The following is a 15,227-nucleotide window of genomic DNA, read 5'->3' on the forward strand; positions in this document are numbered from 1 at the left end:
TACAAAATTGCATGAAATCCGAACGAAACTTATGATTTTCATGCAAAAAAGAAAAGAGCATCCTTTGACCAGATTGGAAAGGATGATCCGATGAAAGCGATAGTTGTTGAGAATGCCGCCGGTCCGTTCGTGCTGAAGGATCTGCCGACACCGGTGCCGGGCGCGGGCGAAGTCCTCGTCAAAATTCATGCAAGCGGCGTCAATCCGCTCGATACCAAAATCTGGGCCGGTGCCGCCGCGCATGCGCGTCATCCGCTGCCGGCAACTTTGGGGATAGACATGGCAGGCACGGTCGAAGCCGTCGGCGCCGACGTCGAGACGTTTGCAGTAGGCGACGATGTCTATGGTATGACCGGCGGTGTCGGCGGCGTGCAGGGTTCCCTGGCGCAATACGCCGCCGTCGATGCCAGATTGATCGCGCACAAGCCCGCAAGTCTGTCGATGCGGCAGGCCGCGGCCCTTCCGCTTGCCGTCATCACTGCCTGGGAAGGCATGTTCGATCGCGTCGATGTCCAGGAAGGCGAAACCGTTCTCGTGATTGGTGCCGCCGGTGGTGTCGGTCATGTTGCGCTTCAGCTAGCGAAGGCGCGGGGCGCCAAGACTTTCGGCGTTGATCGGGCCGAAGCAGCAGACTATCTGCGCTCGATCGGTGCCACCCCCATCGATCGCAAGATCCCGGTCGCGGACTACGTGCGCGAGATGACCGATGGTAGCGGTTTCGATGTTGTCTATGATTGCGTCGGCGCGCTCGACGATGCGTTCGTTGCGGTTCGCCGCTTTGGCCGCGTGACCAGCTCCCTGGGCTGGAGCACGCACTCGCTGGCACCGCTTTCCTTCCGCGCAGCCAGCTATAGCGGCGTTTTCACCCTGCTGCCGCTTTTGACCGGTGAGGGTCGCGAAGCACATGGGCATATTCTCGCGGAAGCAGCCAGGCTGGCGGAAGCCGGCAAGCTAACGCCGCGTCTGGATGATCGGAGATTTTCTCTCGATCAGGCCAGCGATGCCCATGCACTGCTGCGTGATGGCTTGTCCCGCGGCAAGGTCGTCGTCGATGTGAGCGCTGCTGACCCTCGCTGAGGGGCAGCCGCCTATCCGTCGGCAACAGTCGATCCATCCACCGCCAACTTCATCTCGCGATAATGCTCCGTCAGTCTCGCGAGATCGAAGGCCCTGTTGAGGCCGCTCGGGTTGGGCAGCACCCAGACGTCAGCGCCGGCAAATGCATCCGGCTGTCTGCCCCACTCGATCTGGGGACGAAGGCTGATCGCCGCATAGGCGGCTTTGCCGAGAAACGCCAGATTGCCGGGCGCAAGCCGCCTTATCTTCTCTTCCAGCACCGGCGCGGCGGTGATGTAATCCTGCTTCGTCAGCTCGTTTGCACTTTTGGTGGGGTGTGAGACGGCTGAAGTCAGACCCAGCCCAAAATCCAGCATCTCGCGTTCTTCCTCCGCCCGCAGCAGGCGGGGCGTAAAGCCGGCAAGATGCAGCACCCGCCAGAAGCGGTTGCTGCGGTTCGAGAAGTTGTGCCCGTCGCGATGGGCCGTGAGGGCAGGGTTCAGGCCGCAGAAAACCACGGAAAGGCCTGGCGCCAGGATTTCCGCCAGCCCGCTGGGCTGTTCCGTGATTTCAGTTTGCTGATCCATGGTGTGGCCTAGATATTTTCCGGCAACGTCTTCGCGAGAATGGAAGCGCCGGTTCGACGCCTCCACCACGCTAGCCGATAAACCCCGTGTCAGCCAGACATCGGTGTTCTGTCAGGAGGCAGCGGCCGGGCCGAACCACGTGGTCAGCGCCTCGATCAGTCCTGTCTGGGCTACGCCTCCCACCCAGGCCACATACCCGTCCGGCCGGATCAATACCGCGCTGGGGGCGTCGACCGCGCCAATGACTGGAAGATCCCACGGACTAGCATAGCGGGCGTCGATCAGCTGTATCCGATCTTTCCACGGCGCGACATGGAAGCCGCGGGGCTCGCCGAGATTGAGCAACACAGGCTTGGCTCCGTGCAGCAGCGTGAAGAGCCGCTGCGGTCCATGCGCCGTGAGGAGATCGAGATCGGGCATGCGGCGTCCGAGTAGCGGATGTCCCTCGCCGAAGTCGTAGCAAATATCCAGGCCGGACATCATGCCCGCGTAGCGTTTGCGTGGCTCTTCCATCTCGAGGAGTTCGGCCACCGTGTCGCGCAGCACCTTCGTGCGGTCGTCGGGGCGGCGAAGCGCCACCGAGGCCATGGTGTTGCGCAGCACGCGAGCGGCAATCGGATGGCGTTCGGCATGGTAGCTATCCAGCAGGTGGTCCGGCGATATCCCCTTGATCACCTGCGCAAGCTTCCATCCGAGATTGACGGCATCCTGAACACCGATATTGAGCCCCTGACCGCCATCCGGCGGATGGACATGCGCGGCATCCCCGGCAAGCAATATGCGCCCCTTGCGATAGGCTGCCGCCTGTCGCGCTGCATCGGTGAACCGTGAAATCCAGCGGAGGTTATGGGCGCCGTAGTCTGTACCGTACACGGCGATGAGAGCGTTGCGAAGATCGTCGAGCGTCGGCTCGCCCGAGGTGCGCAGTTGCCGCTCGGTCACCATCACCCCGATTGGACCCTCATTCGCGTAAATGATCTTGCTATCGCGGATTTCGTACTCGAACCTGCCGAGGGAATGCATGCCCAGCGTGTCATGGCGAATGCCCAACTCAGGCTCTTCGGCCATGTCGACCTCGGCGATCAGATTGCTGACAGTCGCATCCCATCCGGGGAAGTCGATGTCGGCCGCCTTGCGGATCAGGCTGCGGCCGCCATCGCATCCGACGAGATAGGATGCCTGCAGCGTCGTGCCGTCGGATAGCTGGACATCGACGCCATCATCATGCTGCGAGAAGCCGATGACCTCGATGCCGTACTGGATCGGCACGTCGAGTTCGCAGAGCCAATCGGCGAGGATGCGCTCTATATGTTTCTGGCGCAGCCCCAGCCCGTAATTGTGTCGGGTCGGGAAATCGCTGATATCGAGGCGGACCGAGGCGAAGCTGGCAACCTGGGCTATCTGTCCCTGCGAGAGAAACCGATCGGCAATGCCGCGCTGATCGAGAATTTCGATCGTGCGCGCGTGCAACCCACCCGCCCGCCAGCCGATAAGCTCCTGATTTGGACGCCGTTCGATGATGGCGACGTCCACGCCTGCCAAGGCCAATTCGCCCGCCAGCATCAGCCCGGTCGGGCCTCCACCGGCGATGACGACTGCATGTTTCCTGATCTGTTCGATCATGTCAGCACTCCCATTCTGGCTAAGGCCAAGGGTTATACGGGAGGTGCCTGGTCTTGACGCAAGTCCCCTGTGCGCCACATATATCTACCAGAGGGAAGCGTGATCGCCGATTCCCGCCGGCGATTGCGGCAGACATGCGAATGATGCGCGCGCTCACGCTGTCGACTTTGCCCCTTTCAGCAAACCGAGCCTGACGAGACTTTCGGCTGTGGCGACGATTGCATCCTCGCTCGACCGTGGTGCCCATCCGAGCAGCCGAATGGCTTTCGCGCTCGTCACATCCATGTTCACGCCAAGGATCGGCGTCGCGCCCTTCATCGCCGGATTGACGAGGGCGATAAGGCGCACCAGCCAGTTCGGCAGAACCCGCGTCGAAACATTGCCGGCGGATGCGCCCAGCCGATTTCGAATGACGCGGGCGATATCGGCCATCCATAGACTCGGGCCTGCGGTTGCGAGAAAGCGCTCACCCTTGCCGGCAGGATCCAGCATGGCGCGGACATGCAGGTCGGCCACATCGCGGACGTCGACGACGCCGGTATTGATCTTCGGCATTCCCGGCTGCCCATCCATGATGTTCTTGATCATCCGGATTGAATGGGAGTAATCGGCGCCGAGGGCAGGCCCGAGCACGGCGACCGGATTGACCGCCGCCAACTCCAGGCCATGGCCCTCGCGGGCGATAAAGTCCCAGGCGGCCTTTTCGGAAAGCGTTTTGGAGCGCTGATATGGCGCGACGTTCCCGCTCAGGTCGCTCCAATCCGCATCGTTGAACGGCCGCCGATAGCTCGGCTTGTGCCCGACGCCGATTGCGCCGAAAGCGGAGGTGAGCACCACGCGCTTGACCCCGGCATCGCGCGCAGCGCGCAGGACGCGAAGATTGCCGTCGACCGCGGGCTTCACCCAGTCCTCAACGCTCACCTGGTCGCCTGACGGGGTGGGGGAGGCGCCGTGCAGCACATAGCTGCATCCGGCGGCAGCAACGGCCCAGCCGCGATCGTCGCTGAGATCGGCTTCGGCGAAGCTGAGGCGCTCACCGGGTTCGGAGCCCCCGGCTTTCAGGTGTGCACGCACCTCCGCTTCCCGCGCCAGATTGCGGACGGTCGTTCGCACTCTAAAGCCACGATCGAGCAGCGCGAGAATGCAATATTGCGCGATAAAGCCGGTTCCGCCGGTTACGAGGACGATCTCGTCGTTCATCACAATCTCCTTTGGTCGCTCAGCGATCGATGGTCGCCATGACCCAGTCGGGGTAGCGCTGGCCGGCGATCTTGCCGGGCGCCAAGGCATCGTCGAGTTTCTTCAGCTCGGACATGTCGAGTTCGATGGATGTCGCGCCAAGATTCTCTTCAAGATAGCTGCGGCGCTTGGTTCCCGGGATCGACACGATCATGTCGCCTTTGTGCATGAGCCAGGCGAGTGCGATCTGGCCAGGCTTGGCGCCCTTATCCCGAGCGATATCGAAGACGATCCGGGCTGCCGCGACATTGGCATCGTAGTTTTCGCCCTGGTAGCGCTGGTCGTTCCGGCGCGTATCGCCTTCCGGATAGTCCTCGGCGCGCTTGACCTCTCCGGTGAGGAAACCCCGGCCGAGCGGCGCAAACGGCACCAGACCGATACCCAGTTCCTGCAGGACCGGCATGATCTCAGGCTCGAGATTGCGTTCCCACAGCGAATATTCGCTCTGCAATGCCGTCACGGGGTGGACAGCATGGGCTTTGCGAAGGGTCGCGACACCGACTTCCGAGAGACCGAAAAACTTGACTTTGCCTTCCTCGACCAGCTCGCCGACGGTGCCGGCAACATCCTCGATCGGCACTTTGCGGTCGATCCGGTGCTGGTAGAGCAGATCGATATGATCCGTCTGCAGCCGCTTTAGCGAACCTTCGACGGCGCGGCGGATGCTGGCCGGGCTGCTGTCGGTCTCGGCGCCGAGCTGGCGTCCATTCTCGAAGCGAAAGCCGAATTTGGTGGCAAGCACCACGCTGTCGCGCCGGTCGCGGAAGGCGCGGCCCAGCAGCTCCTCGTTCGCGTAAGGGCCGTATCCTTCCGCAGTATCGAAGAAATTACATCCGAGCTCGACAGCCCGATGAAGGGTGGCAATGGATTCGCTCTCGTCGGCCGGCCCGTAAGACTGGCTCATTCCCATGCAGCCCAGGCCGATCGCACCGACCCGCGGGCCAATTTTGCCCAGCTGGCGTTCACTGATTTTCGTCATGGCTCATCTCCGATGGCTGGCCGCTACTATGGCTGGCACTGTTTGCTTGCTTGCCGCCGCCAATGTCCAAACAGGCGGCGGCTGAATTGTTGGAGATTTATAAGCCGGCTCTTCCGTACGATGAATGCTTGATAATGCGGATTACATGAGCAAAAGTACGGAAATGACTATCGATCCGCTTTCCGATTTCCTGACGCTTGTAAAGGCGAACGCTGTCGTCACCGGCGGCTTTTCGGCTGGGGGTCCCTGGGCCATTCACTTCCCGGCACGGGACAAGATCAAGTTTTTCGCGGTTGTGAAGGGCGAATGCTGGGGCCGGTTTGAAGGAGAGGAGGAATGGGTCAAGTTTGAAACGGGCGATGTCGGCCTGTTGGCTGTGCAACGTTCCTTCGTTCTGGCAAGCAAGCCTGACGTGGTGGCCGTTGATGCCGTCACGCTGTTCTCCGGCTCAGGCCGCGTGACGGCGACGATCGGCGACGGCAGTGAATTCGAACATCTGGGTGGCCATGTGCTGCTCGATCAGGCGCAGGGCTCGCTGTTGGCGACCGTGTTGCCGCCCTGGATTCATATCCGCGCAAACGCACCGGAAGCGGCTGCGTTTCGATCGCTTCTGGCGCAATTGGTCGAGGAGAGGGCCGGGCATCAGCCAGGCTCGCAGCTTGCATCGGCTCAACTGACCCAGCTTTTGTTTGTGCAGATATTGCGTGCGCATCTGAGGTCATCGAGCCTGCTGCCGGCCGGATGGCTCCGGGCATCAGCCGATCCGCGCATTTCGCCTGCGCTGCGCCTGATGCATGGCAATCCGGAGCGCTCCTGGGGCCTGGATCCCCTGGCGAAAGCCTGCGGCATGTCGAGAACGACATTCGCGGCGCACTTCAGAATGGTGGCCGGCGTGCCGCCTCTGACCTACCTGACCGAATGGCGCATGCGACTTGCCGGGCAGACGCTGAGAGAGACGGGCGCTCCCTTGGCGGCTATTGCACAGTCACTCGGTTACTCCTCCGAAAGCGCCTTCAGCAATGCCTTCAAGCGCGTCACCGGGAAATCACCAAAATCATGCCGCGCCGAGAAGCGTCTTGCCGGACCATCGCTTGCACACGCGCCGTCGAGCGACGTTTTCGACTAACAGCTTGCGATCGCCGATCGGCAGGCACCGCCCTTGCGCTGCGGCATGCCGGAGCCGGAACCCTCCTGTCATCGATCACTTGCTCTAACGCGTTGTTATTTAGCGCGCTTTGGAACCAATCTCGCGCAAAGCCGTTCATCTGTAAGTTTTATACGACGCTGATGTCGTGCCCGGCCGGCTGGGTAAGCGGCGCTCTTGAGGAATAGCTCATCATGAAGATTTCGTCTGGATTTCGTTCAGTCGCGGTTGCCGCAATCGCCACCGCAGGAATTGGCTTTGCCAGTGTTGCGCATGCTGACAGCGGAACCATCCGTTTCGCCGTTTACAAGGCGGCCTTCTTCGTCGGTGGCTCCGGTGGCGAGGGCACGCTGACCTTCCATGGTCGCCGTTACCCGATCACGATCGGTGGTATTTCGGGCGGCCTGGCTTTCGGTGCTTCCAAGACGTACTTCCAGGGTACTGTGAGCCACATTCGCCGTGCTCAGGACGTGACCGGCGTCTACGGTGCAGCCGGCGGCGGCGGCGCAATTGGCAAGGGCGCTCAGATGATCGTCATGACCAATGACAAGGGCGCCCAGCTCGAGCTTACCGGCAAGCAGGTCGGCCTGCAGGTCAATGCCGATATCAGCGGCATGAGTATCAAGGTCAAGTAAGACGTTTGAGGACAAGCCTGATTGCCCGTGCGGCAGTTGGCCCGTGCGGGAGTTGGGTGTTTCGAAAAATTGATCCGGAAAAGCCGTTCGCATTTCGTGGGCGGCTTTTTTTCATGAGCATAATGGTCGCGTGATCGGCGATGAATTCACGCCCTCCGATAGATTTGCGCCACGACCCCTCCAGGGAAAGCCCTGGATTGCGTCAGTTTGAGAGGCATGGGCGCAGCGAGCTCCGAAAACAGCGGATGACCTTTGCCGAGCGCGATCGGATGCACGCCCAAAATGAGCTGATCGACCAGGTTTTCGGCAATAAGGCTGCGTGCAAAGCTGACGCCGCCATGCGCCATGATCGGCTTGCTGTCCTGCGCCTTCAACTTTGCTATTTCCTCCGCAAGATCGCCGCTGGCCACATAGGCGGCTGCCCAACTGTCCGCGCCGGGTTGCCGTTCGGCCGATTGCGTATGTCCTGCGATGGCGCGGGCCTGATCGAGTTCGGCGGCCGGAGCGACATCGCTCAGGATCGCCCGTCCCTGCCGCGAGAAGACAGCCTTGGGAATCTGGTTCATCGGCGCTGCGAAGATATCGGTCGACGTCGGCCACCAGGCTGCCATGGTGCGGAAGCTGCGACTGCCCATGATGTGCAGACCGGCGCTCCATATGGTCTCCACGCTCCAGGCCTTTGCTTCCGGATCGGCGCCGAACATCCATCTGTTTGTCCCCTCCAGGTCACTCACAAACCCATCGACGGACATCGACATCTTCAAGATCAGGTCTCTCACGGCTTTCTCCTCATTGCGGTTCCGACCCAAGGACGGGCGAGAGTAGCAACTTCCGACAGCGTGCGATTATTTTTCGGCAGACAGCCGATATCGGCGAGTTATCGTTCGTGGACGAACATCGATCTGAAGATGACGTCGGTGAGCCTGGTTATGGCTTGCAAGCCTATGCGGTTTCGACGACCGCTTGATCAAGCTTGCTGCAATAGATCGCCGTTTCCATCAGCAATGTCAGGGCGATATCCGGCGCCAGTACGCCTCTGACATCCTGGATCGGACGGCTCGACGCCGTCGCCGCGATGGCGGACCACCAGGCAACTGGAGCCGCGCCGAAGTCGTGAGTGGATCCCGGGAATTTTCCTGAAAAGCATGTCATGGCCATAGGCCAAACTATCTTCAGAAGATCACGTGCCGCGATTTGAGCCTGATGTTCAGCGGGAACGGACGATTTACCCTCATTTTCTCCGCCAATTGTCGCGGAGATGTGCTGGAACATGGCTTCCAGCTTCGGCAGTTGTTCAGGCTGCAGCCCGGCACCGATCGCGCCGCCCGCCGCCAACGACCACACACAACGGTTCAGATCGGCTTCTGTCTGGGGCACCAGCATGTTGTTCAGCGTGTCACCGAACCAATATTGTTCGCCGGACGCCACACCGACACGATTGATATTGGCGCCCGCAACCGGCGGCTTTTCGGCAAATAGCGTGCGCTGTGCGGCATAGCCCGCAATTGCGCCGACGGCGGAAATATAGGTTTCGGCGTGGACGCCGCCATCGATCATCAGGCGGCCGGGAAGATTGTTGACGAGATGGCCGAGCGCGAGATTGCAGGCTACCGCGTCTTGATCATCCTTCCATGGAAATTCATTTGCAGCCGACGTCATGAAATCCCCTTGGGCATAGGCTTTAGCGGCTCCCGGATGACTCCGGGAGCTGTCGCCTTATTCTTATTCCCACTCGATCGTGCCGGGCGGCTTCGAGGTGACGTCGTAGACCACGCGGTTGATGCCGCGGACTTCGTTGATGATGCGGGTCGCAGCGCGGCCGAGGAATTCCATGTCGTAATGATAGAAATCCGCCGTCATGCCGTCGACGGAAGTGACGGCACGCAGCGCGCAGACGAATTCGTAGGTGCGGCCATCGCCCATGACGCCGACCGTCTGGACCGGAAGCAGCACGGCGAATGCCTGCCAGATGGCGTCATAGAGGCCGGCCTTGCGGATTTCGTCGAGATAGATGGCATCGGCTTCGCGCAGGATCTCCAGCTTCTCGCGGGTGATGCCGCCCGGGCAGCGGATGGCAAGGCCAGGCCCTGGGAAGGGGTGGCGGCCGATGAAGCTGTCGGGCAGGCCGAGCTCCTTGCCGAGCGCGCGCACTTCGTCCTTGAAGAGTTCGCGCAGCGGCTCGACGAGCTGCATCTTCATGCGCTCGGGCAGGCCGCCGACATTGTGGTGCGACTTGATGGTGACCGAGGGACCGCCGGTGAAGGAAACGCTCTCGATAACGTCGGGATAAAGCGTGCCCTGGCCGAGGAAGTCGGCGCCGCCGAGCTTCTTGGCTTCTTCTTCGAAGGTCTCGATGAAGAGGCGGCCGATGATCTTGCGCTTGGTCTCGGGGTCGGAAACACCCTCCAGCTCGCCGATGAAGCGCTCGGAAGCGTCGACATGCAGGAGATGCAGATTGTAGTGTTCGCGGAACATGGCGACGACGTTGGCCGCCTCGTCCTTGCGCATCAGGCCGTGGTCGACGAGGATGCAGGTCAGCTGGTCGCCGACGGCCTCGTGGATCAAAAGCGCGGCGACGGAGGAATCGACGCCGCCTGACAGGGCGCAGATGACGCGCTTGTCGCCGACCTGATCGCGGATCGCCTGAACCGCCTTGGCGCGGTAGGCCGACATCGACCAGTCGCCCTTGATGCCGGCGATGTTATGGATGAAGTTGCCGATCAGCTTAGCGCCATCGGGCGTATGCACGACTTCCGGGTGGAACTGCACGCCGTAATATTTGCGCTTCTCGTCGGCGATGAAGGCGTAAGGTGCGTTCGAAGAGGTGGCGACCACCTCGAAGCCATCAGGCAGCGCGGTGACGCGATCGCCGTGGCTCATCCAGACCTGATGGCGCGAGCCGTTCGACCAAAGTCCTTCGAAGAGGGCGCAATCCTTGTCGACTTCGAGGAAGGCGCGGCCAAATTCGCGATGGTGGCCGCTCTCGACCTTGCCGCCGAGCTGCATGCACATGGTCTGCTGGCCGTAGCAGATACCGAAGACCGGGATGCCGCTGTCGAAAATGATCTGCGGCGCTCGCGGCGAGCCTTCGTCCACGGTCGAGGCCGGGCTGCCGGAGAGGATCACGGCCTTCGGCTGCAGCCTCTTGAAGCCGGCTTCAGCGGATTGGAAGGGAACGATTTCGCAGTAGACGCCCGCTTCGCGCACACGCCGCGCGATGAGCTGCGTCACCTGGCTGCCAAAATCGACGATGAGAACGGTGTCTGGATGTGCTGTCTGGGTCATGGCGAGCCTTTAATGAAAAGCGCTTTCCCTGGCAATCGGGCAAATCGAGCCGAAGCCGATTTTATTGTCCCGATTGTCTTATTTGGGACCTTGCCTCGCCTTCATGGGAGTTTTCAACCGGATTTCTCTGATTATCCATGAAGAAGTAGAATGCTCAGAACAACCGCCACGTCGATACTAGCGTGGAAACATAGAAATACGAATTCTGACGGCGGGCGACCTAAAATGGCGATATTTTTATACGGATCTTCCACGAGCATCGATATCTGCACACGCTGCGTGTTGATCGCGCGGATCGCTAAAAGATTCGAAATCGCAAAAATAACAAATCCGAGTGCCAACAAAATCCGCAACGTTGAAAAGCTTCCATCGCCTTTGAAGGCCTGAGAAACACCGATAACGCCCAACGAAACGACTATATATAAATTCCAGTATTTATTTACAGCATCCGCGCGTTCTAGCAGTAATTTGAGCGTCTCCATTATCCCCTCCCGAATGACAGAGTGCCAGCGGCTACTTTTGTCTTATAACGCAAGTAGTATCTTTGAGGCCATGGGAAGCATTATAAAGAGCGGTTTGTTGAAAGACAAAACTCTCGTTCAGAACCAGAATACCCCGTCTTCCAGCGCCGTAAACAGGCCGTCGACAGCGTAGGAGAGTTTGCGGTCGATCACATGCAGATATTCCGTCCAGTCGGAAATGTGCTGCAGCTCCACCTTGCCGTCGGAAATTCCCCGCAGGCCGATCAACGGCAGGCTGTAGGTCTGGCAGGCGCGCAGCACCGCGAAGGTTTCCATATCGACCATGTCGGTGCCGATGCGCTCATAGGCTTCCGTCCCGGACACGATATTGGCGCCTGTCGAAAGGCTGCCCTCGGCAATGGTCGGGATACGCAGCGGCAGCTCGATCGTCGCCGGCAGGTCTAGGAACGGGGTGCGGCCCTTTTCGAAGCCCAGCGGCGAGGCATCCATGTCACGGTAGGAAACCGAGGTCACCTGATAGACCTCCGTCTGCTCCAGCTTGGCGGACCCGGCCGAACCGAGCGACACCACGAGATCGGGAAGATCGTCCTGTGCTTCGAGCTGCGCAAAAGTGCGGGTCAGTGAAATCGCAGCTTCGACGGGGCCGACGCCGGTCATCAGCGGATCGATACGTGAGCGCAGGAAAGGCCCGTACTCTGCTTCGGCTGCCATGACGAACAGGATCGATTTGCCTGATACGCGCTTCAGTTCGAATTTCATCCGCTAATTCCCTCTCTGCCCCGGATCACCATCATCGTTCCTGTCATCGAGGCAATCAGCTTGGCCGGCCCGTCGCCGATCGCATAACCGCGCCCGTCTGCGACGATGATCGTCGTGCCGGGCTTGGTGACGTCGCCCCGAAACAGGAAGCGCTCGCCGCGCCCTGGCGACATCAGGTTGATCTTGAATTCAATCGTCAGAATCGATGCATCGGGGTCGATGACGCTGTAGGCCGCAAACCCACAGGCCGAGTCCAGCGCGGCGGCAATGATGCCGGCATGCAGGATGCCGTGCTGCTGCGTCAGCTTGACGTCGAATGGCAGCTCGATCTCGACCGACCCATGTTCCACGCGGGTCAATTCCGCACCGATGGTCGCCATCGCCGCCTGCCGTTCGAAATTCGTTCGGATACGGGCTCGAAAATCGCCGTTGTCTGCCTCAGTCATGCCGTCCCCTTTCGCGGGTGCGAAATTGGCATGGAGAGGCCGTTTGGACAAGGGTTATCCGGTGGAAAAGGAGAGGCCGTTGCGTCTTGCCTTCCGACATCGATTTGCTCTGTCATGCGCCCATGCTATCGGATTGGCGTAAGCGTAGGACGAGGGTGATCATGACAACGATCCTGCAATCAGTGGCGGCCTATGAGGCCTGGATGCGCGCGCAGCTCGGTGCCGATCTCGTAGAGGCCGGGCTGGCGAAAAAGCACAAGCTGATGAAGAAGGACAGCTTTTCCTTCCTGCGCGGCACCTATTGGCGCTGGGCAGAAACGATCCTCGACATCTGCCCCGATCTCAAGAGCGCGCCGCCGCTGCTCGCCATCGGCGATACGCATCTCGAAAATTTCGGCACCTGGCGCGACGAGGAGGGGCGGCTGATCTGGGGCGCCAACGATTTCGATGAGGCGGCCGTCATGCCCTATGCGCTCGATCTGGTGCGCCTGGCCGCCAGCGCGATCCTGGCGCGGGGCGACGATGGCCCCACACCGCGCGCTGTCGCCGACGCCATTCTCGGTGGCTATCGCCGCGGCTTGCAGACACCATCGCCTATCGTCCTTGAGCGGGATTATAAATGGCTGCGAAATGCGGTTCTGTTGTCGAATGCCGAGCGCAAGGATTTTTGGGAAAAGTATCGCACGCTGCCGGCGTCGAAAGTTCCGGTGCCGGATCCCTATATTCGCGCGCTGCGCAGGGCATTGCCGGATCCGACGACGCAGTTTGAGGCACGGCCGCGCACGGCTGGCACTGGCAGCCTCGGTCGTCCGCGCTTTGTCGCCTATGTCGAATGGCGCGGAGGTCCGGTCCTGCGTGAGGTGAAGGCGCTGCTGCAATCCGGCTGGTCGCTCAAGCACGATCCTTCCGACGAGGCGATCCAAACCGGCGTTATCGCTGCCGGACGTGCCCGTTCGCCCGATCTCCGCTATCAGGTCAGCGGCAGGCTGCTCGTGCGCCGCCTGTCGCCCAATAGCCGCAAGATCGAGGTTGAGGATGACATCGCGATGTTGCTGTCGCCCGCCATGCTCGATCTGATGGGGTTCGAAATTGCCAACTGCCATGCCGATGACGCCTCGCGCCTTCCGGGCATTCTTGCCGATCTCGACAAGCGCGGCTCTGATTGGCTGAGAACAGCGGCCAGGGCGGCCGCTGTTGCTATTGATGGTGAGCAGGCCGTGTTTGCCAGGAAGGGCTAAGCGGGCGCCGCTTAGTGGCCCGCTGCCTCAAGGATCATCCGGGCGATCGTGTCCGGATGCGAGATCAGCGCAAGATGGCTGGCCTTCACCTCGATGGTCTTTGCGCCCATGCGCTTGGCCATGAAGCGTTCCAGATCCGGATTGATCGTCCGGTCTTCGGTGGACACGGCATACCAGCTCGGCTTCGTATGCCAGGCCGCAGCGCTGGTCTTGCCGGTGAGGAGTTCCTTGTGGAATGGCTGCTGAACGGCATAAAGCACTTTGGCCCTGGCTTTCGGCAGGTCGCCGGCGAAGTCGCGTAAAAAGGCCTCTTCGCTGAGGCGGCCCTCATCGCCATCGAAGACGATGCCGGCCGAGGCGGGCGGCGTCGGATAGGTCTTGGCGAGTGCCGTGTAATCCTCGCCGGCATCGGGTGCGCGCGCCGCGACATAAACCAGTGACGAAACTTTGGGGTGCATGCCTGCCTCGGTGACGATCATGCCCGAGAAAGAGTGACCGACGAGCACGGTCGGGCCGTCCTGACGGTCGAGCACACGCTGGGCGGAGGCGACAGCGTCCGGTAGCGTCGTCAGCGGGTTCTGCACCGCCGTGCAGTTCAACCCCTTGGCCTGCAGCCGCGCGATGACCTCGGACCAGCAGGAGCCGTCGGCAAAGAGACCATGAACCAAGACGATGTTGTTGGCCTTTTGCGCCGCGGCTTTCGGCGCAGCCGCAGTGGGCGCGCTCGCGGCCTTGCTGCCTGTGGAAACGAGGGAGGCGGCAGCGCCGGCAACGAGTGCGGCCGAGAAATTCCGTCTGGTGAGCATCATGATCCTGATCCCTTGAATAGGATGGTTGATTGGGCGTTAGTCCGAGGCGGCTACGAATACGCCCTGTTATGCATTTCAATCTGGTAATTCGGCCGCTCTGTGTATGCAGGATCGGCCGCGTCGAGAATTTTTGTATTCCTAGTGTGGAAAATCGTCAATGATTGGATACGTAACAGTTGTGTGATGCCAGCACTGCATGCAAGATGCTTGAAATAAGAGGCTGTCGCATACGGGGCGGCCGAATAAGTCGGGAGATCGAGAAATGATGGATGAGCTTGAGGATGGTGAAGACGACCGCGAGCTGCTGTCCGATCGCATTCGAAACGCGCTTGCCGATGATATCGCGATGGGGCGCTTCGAAGCCGGTGCGGCGCTGGACGAGCAGCAGCTCGCCGATCGCTTTGGCGCATCTCGCACCCCCGTTCGCGAGGCGCTGCGGCAGCTTGCGGTGAGCGGTCTCGTCGAGATGCGGCCAAGACGTGGCGTCGTCGTTGCCCGCATGACACCGGAGCGCATCATGGAGATGTTCGAGACGGTGGCGGAGATCGAGGCCATGTGCGTGAGGCTTGCCACCTATCGCATGACGCCTTTGGAGCGCAGCCACCTGATCGAGCTTCATGACGCCTCGGCGGCCATTGTGAAGAAAGGCGATCTGGATGCCTACGATGCGTTCAACCGCGCCTTTCACGAGGCGATCTATCATGCGACGCACAACAGCTTTCTGGCGGAGCAGGCGATCGCCATTCACGGCAGGCTCATGGCCTTCCGCCGCGCTCAGCTGCAACAGCAGGAGCGTCTCGACCGGTCGAGAGCGGAGCATGAGGCCATCATGCAGGCAATTGCCGAAGGCGATGGAGAATTGGCCGCGCGCCGGATGCGTGCCCATATGCTGAACGCGGCGACGGCGCTACGGCGCTTCATCGAAGCCAGCAAAGCGGATTGATC

The 15,227-nt window shown here is 60.9% G+C and carries 16 protein-coding genes; 5 read left to right on the forward strand and 11 right to left on the reverse strand.

The window, feature by feature from the left end:
• Positions 1-90 precede the first annotated feature (90 nt).
• Positions 91-1,077: a zinc-dependent alcohol dehydrogenase family protein gene (locus tag HGP17_RS17690; protein ID WP_168811297.1), complete on the forward strand. Its 987-nt coding sequence runs from the start codon at positions 91-93 to the stop codon at positions 1,075-1,077.
• An 11-nt stretch (positions 1,078-1,088) separates the two neighbouring features.
• Here HGP17_RS17690 and mug read toward each other — a convergent pair whose 3' ends face one another.
• The 4 genes from mug to HGP17_RS17710 form a co-directional block, all read right to left on the reverse strand.
• Positions 1,089-1,643, reverse strand: coding sequence for a G/U mismatch-specific DNA glycosylase (gene mug, locus HGP17_RS17695; RefSeq protein WP_168811299.1), 555 nt, complete (start codon positions 1,641-1,643; stop codon positions 1,089-1,091).
• Between the two features lie 111 nt (positions 1,644-1,754).
• A complete protein-coding gene (locus HGP17_RS17700; RefSeq protein ID WP_168811972.1) occupies positions 1,755-3,254 on the reverse strand; it encodes an FAD-dependent monooxygenase in 1,500 nt (499 codons plus the stop codon).
• Positions 3,255-3,419: 165 nt separating this feature from the next.
• The gene (locus tag HGP17_RS17705) at positions 3,420-4,466 is read right to left on the reverse strand and encodes an aldehyde reductase (RefSeq protein WP_168811301.1); all 1,047 of its coding nucleotides are present in this window, start codon (positions 4,464-4,466) and stop codon (positions 3,420-3,422) included.
• 19 nt (positions 4,467-4,485) lie between these two features.
• Positions 4,486-5,484 carry an aldo/keto reductase gene (locus HGP17_RS17710; protein ID WP_168811303.1) on the reverse strand — a complete coding sequence of 333 codons (999 nt, stop codon included), beginning with the start codon at positions 5,482-5,484 and terminating at the stop codon, positions 4,486-4,488.
• A gap of 145 nt (positions 5,485-5,629) precedes the next feature.
• Here HGP17_RS17710 and HGP17_RS17715 point away from each other — a divergent pair, with 145 nt between their 5' ends.
• Positions 5,630-6,610, forward strand: a complete 981-nt coding sequence (locus HGP17_RS17715; protein WP_348648965.1) for an AraC family transcriptional regulator — start codon at positions 5,630-5,632, stop codon at positions 6,608-6,610.
• Between the two features lie 212 nt (positions 6,611-6,822).
• Positions 6,823-7,263, forward strand: coding sequence for a hypothetical protein (locus HGP17_RS17720; RefSeq protein WP_168811307.1), 441 nt, complete (start codon positions 6,823-6,825; stop codon positions 7,261-7,263).
• Between the two features lie 146 nt (positions 7,264-7,409).
• Here the strand turns inward: HGP17_RS17720 and HGP17_RS17725 are convergent, their stop codons facing one another.
• From HGP17_RS17725 to HGP17_RS17750, 6 genes are all read right to left on the reverse strand, one after another.
• Positions 7,410-8,042, reverse strand: coding sequence for a dihydrofolate reductase family protein (locus HGP17_RS17725; protein WP_168811309.1), 633 nt, complete (start codon positions 8,040-8,042; stop codon positions 7,410-7,412).
• A gap of 163 nt (positions 8,043-8,205) precedes the next feature.
• Positions 8,206-8,922, reverse strand: coding sequence for a hypothetical protein (locus HGP17_RS17730; protein WP_168811311.1), 717 nt, complete (start codon positions 8,920-8,922; stop codon positions 8,206-8,208).
• 63 nt (positions 8,923-8,985) lie between these two features.
• On the reverse strand, positions 8,986-10,548 hold the full coding sequence (gene guaA / locus HGP17_RS17735) for a glutamine-hydrolyzing GMP synthase (protein ID WP_168811313.1): 1,563 nt from the start codon (positions 10,546-10,548) through the stop codon (positions 8,986-8,988).
• A gap of 131 nt (positions 10,549-10,679) precedes the next feature.
• Complete coding sequence (locus HGP17_RS17740; protein WP_168811315.1) at positions 10,680-11,030, reverse strand: hypothetical protein; 351 nt, start codon at positions 11,028-11,030, stop codon at positions 10,680-10,682.
• A 117-nt stretch (positions 11,031-11,147) separates the two neighbouring features.
• Complete coding sequence (locus HGP17_RS17745; RefSeq protein WP_168811317.1) at positions 11,148-11,789, reverse strand: 5'-methylthioadenosine/S-adenosylhomocysteine nucleosidase; 642 nt, start codon at positions 11,787-11,789, stop codon at positions 11,148-11,150.
• Positions 11,786-12,235, reverse strand: a complete 450-nt coding sequence (locus HGP17_RS17750) for a PaaI family thioesterase (RefSeq protein WP_168811319.1) — start codon at positions 12,233-12,235, stop codon at positions 11,786-11,788. Before HGP17_RS17750 ends, HGP17_RS17745 begins: the two co-directional genes overlap by 4 nt.
• A gap of 161 nt (positions 12,236-12,396) precedes the next feature.
• Between HGP17_RS17750 and HGP17_RS17755 the strand changes: the two genes are divergently transcribed.
• Positions 12,397-13,473 (forward strand): DUF2252 family protein, encoded by a 1,077-nt coding sequence (locus HGP17_RS17755; RefSeq protein ID WP_168811321.1) that lies wholly within the window; start codon positions 12,397-12,399, stop codon positions 13,471-13,473.
• Between the two features lie 11 nt (positions 13,474-13,484).
• Here the strand turns inward: HGP17_RS17755 and HGP17_RS17760 are convergent, their stop codons facing one another.
• Entirely contained in the window at positions 13,485-14,282 is a 798-nt protein-coding gene (locus HGP17_RS17760) for an alpha/beta hydrolase (RefSeq protein ID WP_168811323.1), read from the reverse strand.
• Positions 14,283-14,544: 262 nt separating this feature from the next.
• Here HGP17_RS17760 and HGP17_RS17765 point away from each other — a divergent pair, with 262 nt between their 5' ends.
• On the forward strand, positions 14,545-15,225 hold the full coding sequence (locus tag HGP17_RS17765) for a GntR family transcriptional regulator (protein WP_168811325.1): 681 nt from the start codon (positions 14,545-14,547) through the stop codon (positions 15,223-15,225).
• Positions 15,226-15,227: the final 2 nt, after the last annotated feature.

This window comes from Rhizobium sp. P38BS-XIX (assembly GCF_012641435.1).
Classification (GTDB): Bacteria; Pseudomonadota; Alphaproteobacteria; order Rhizobiales; family Rhizobiaceae; genus Rhizobium.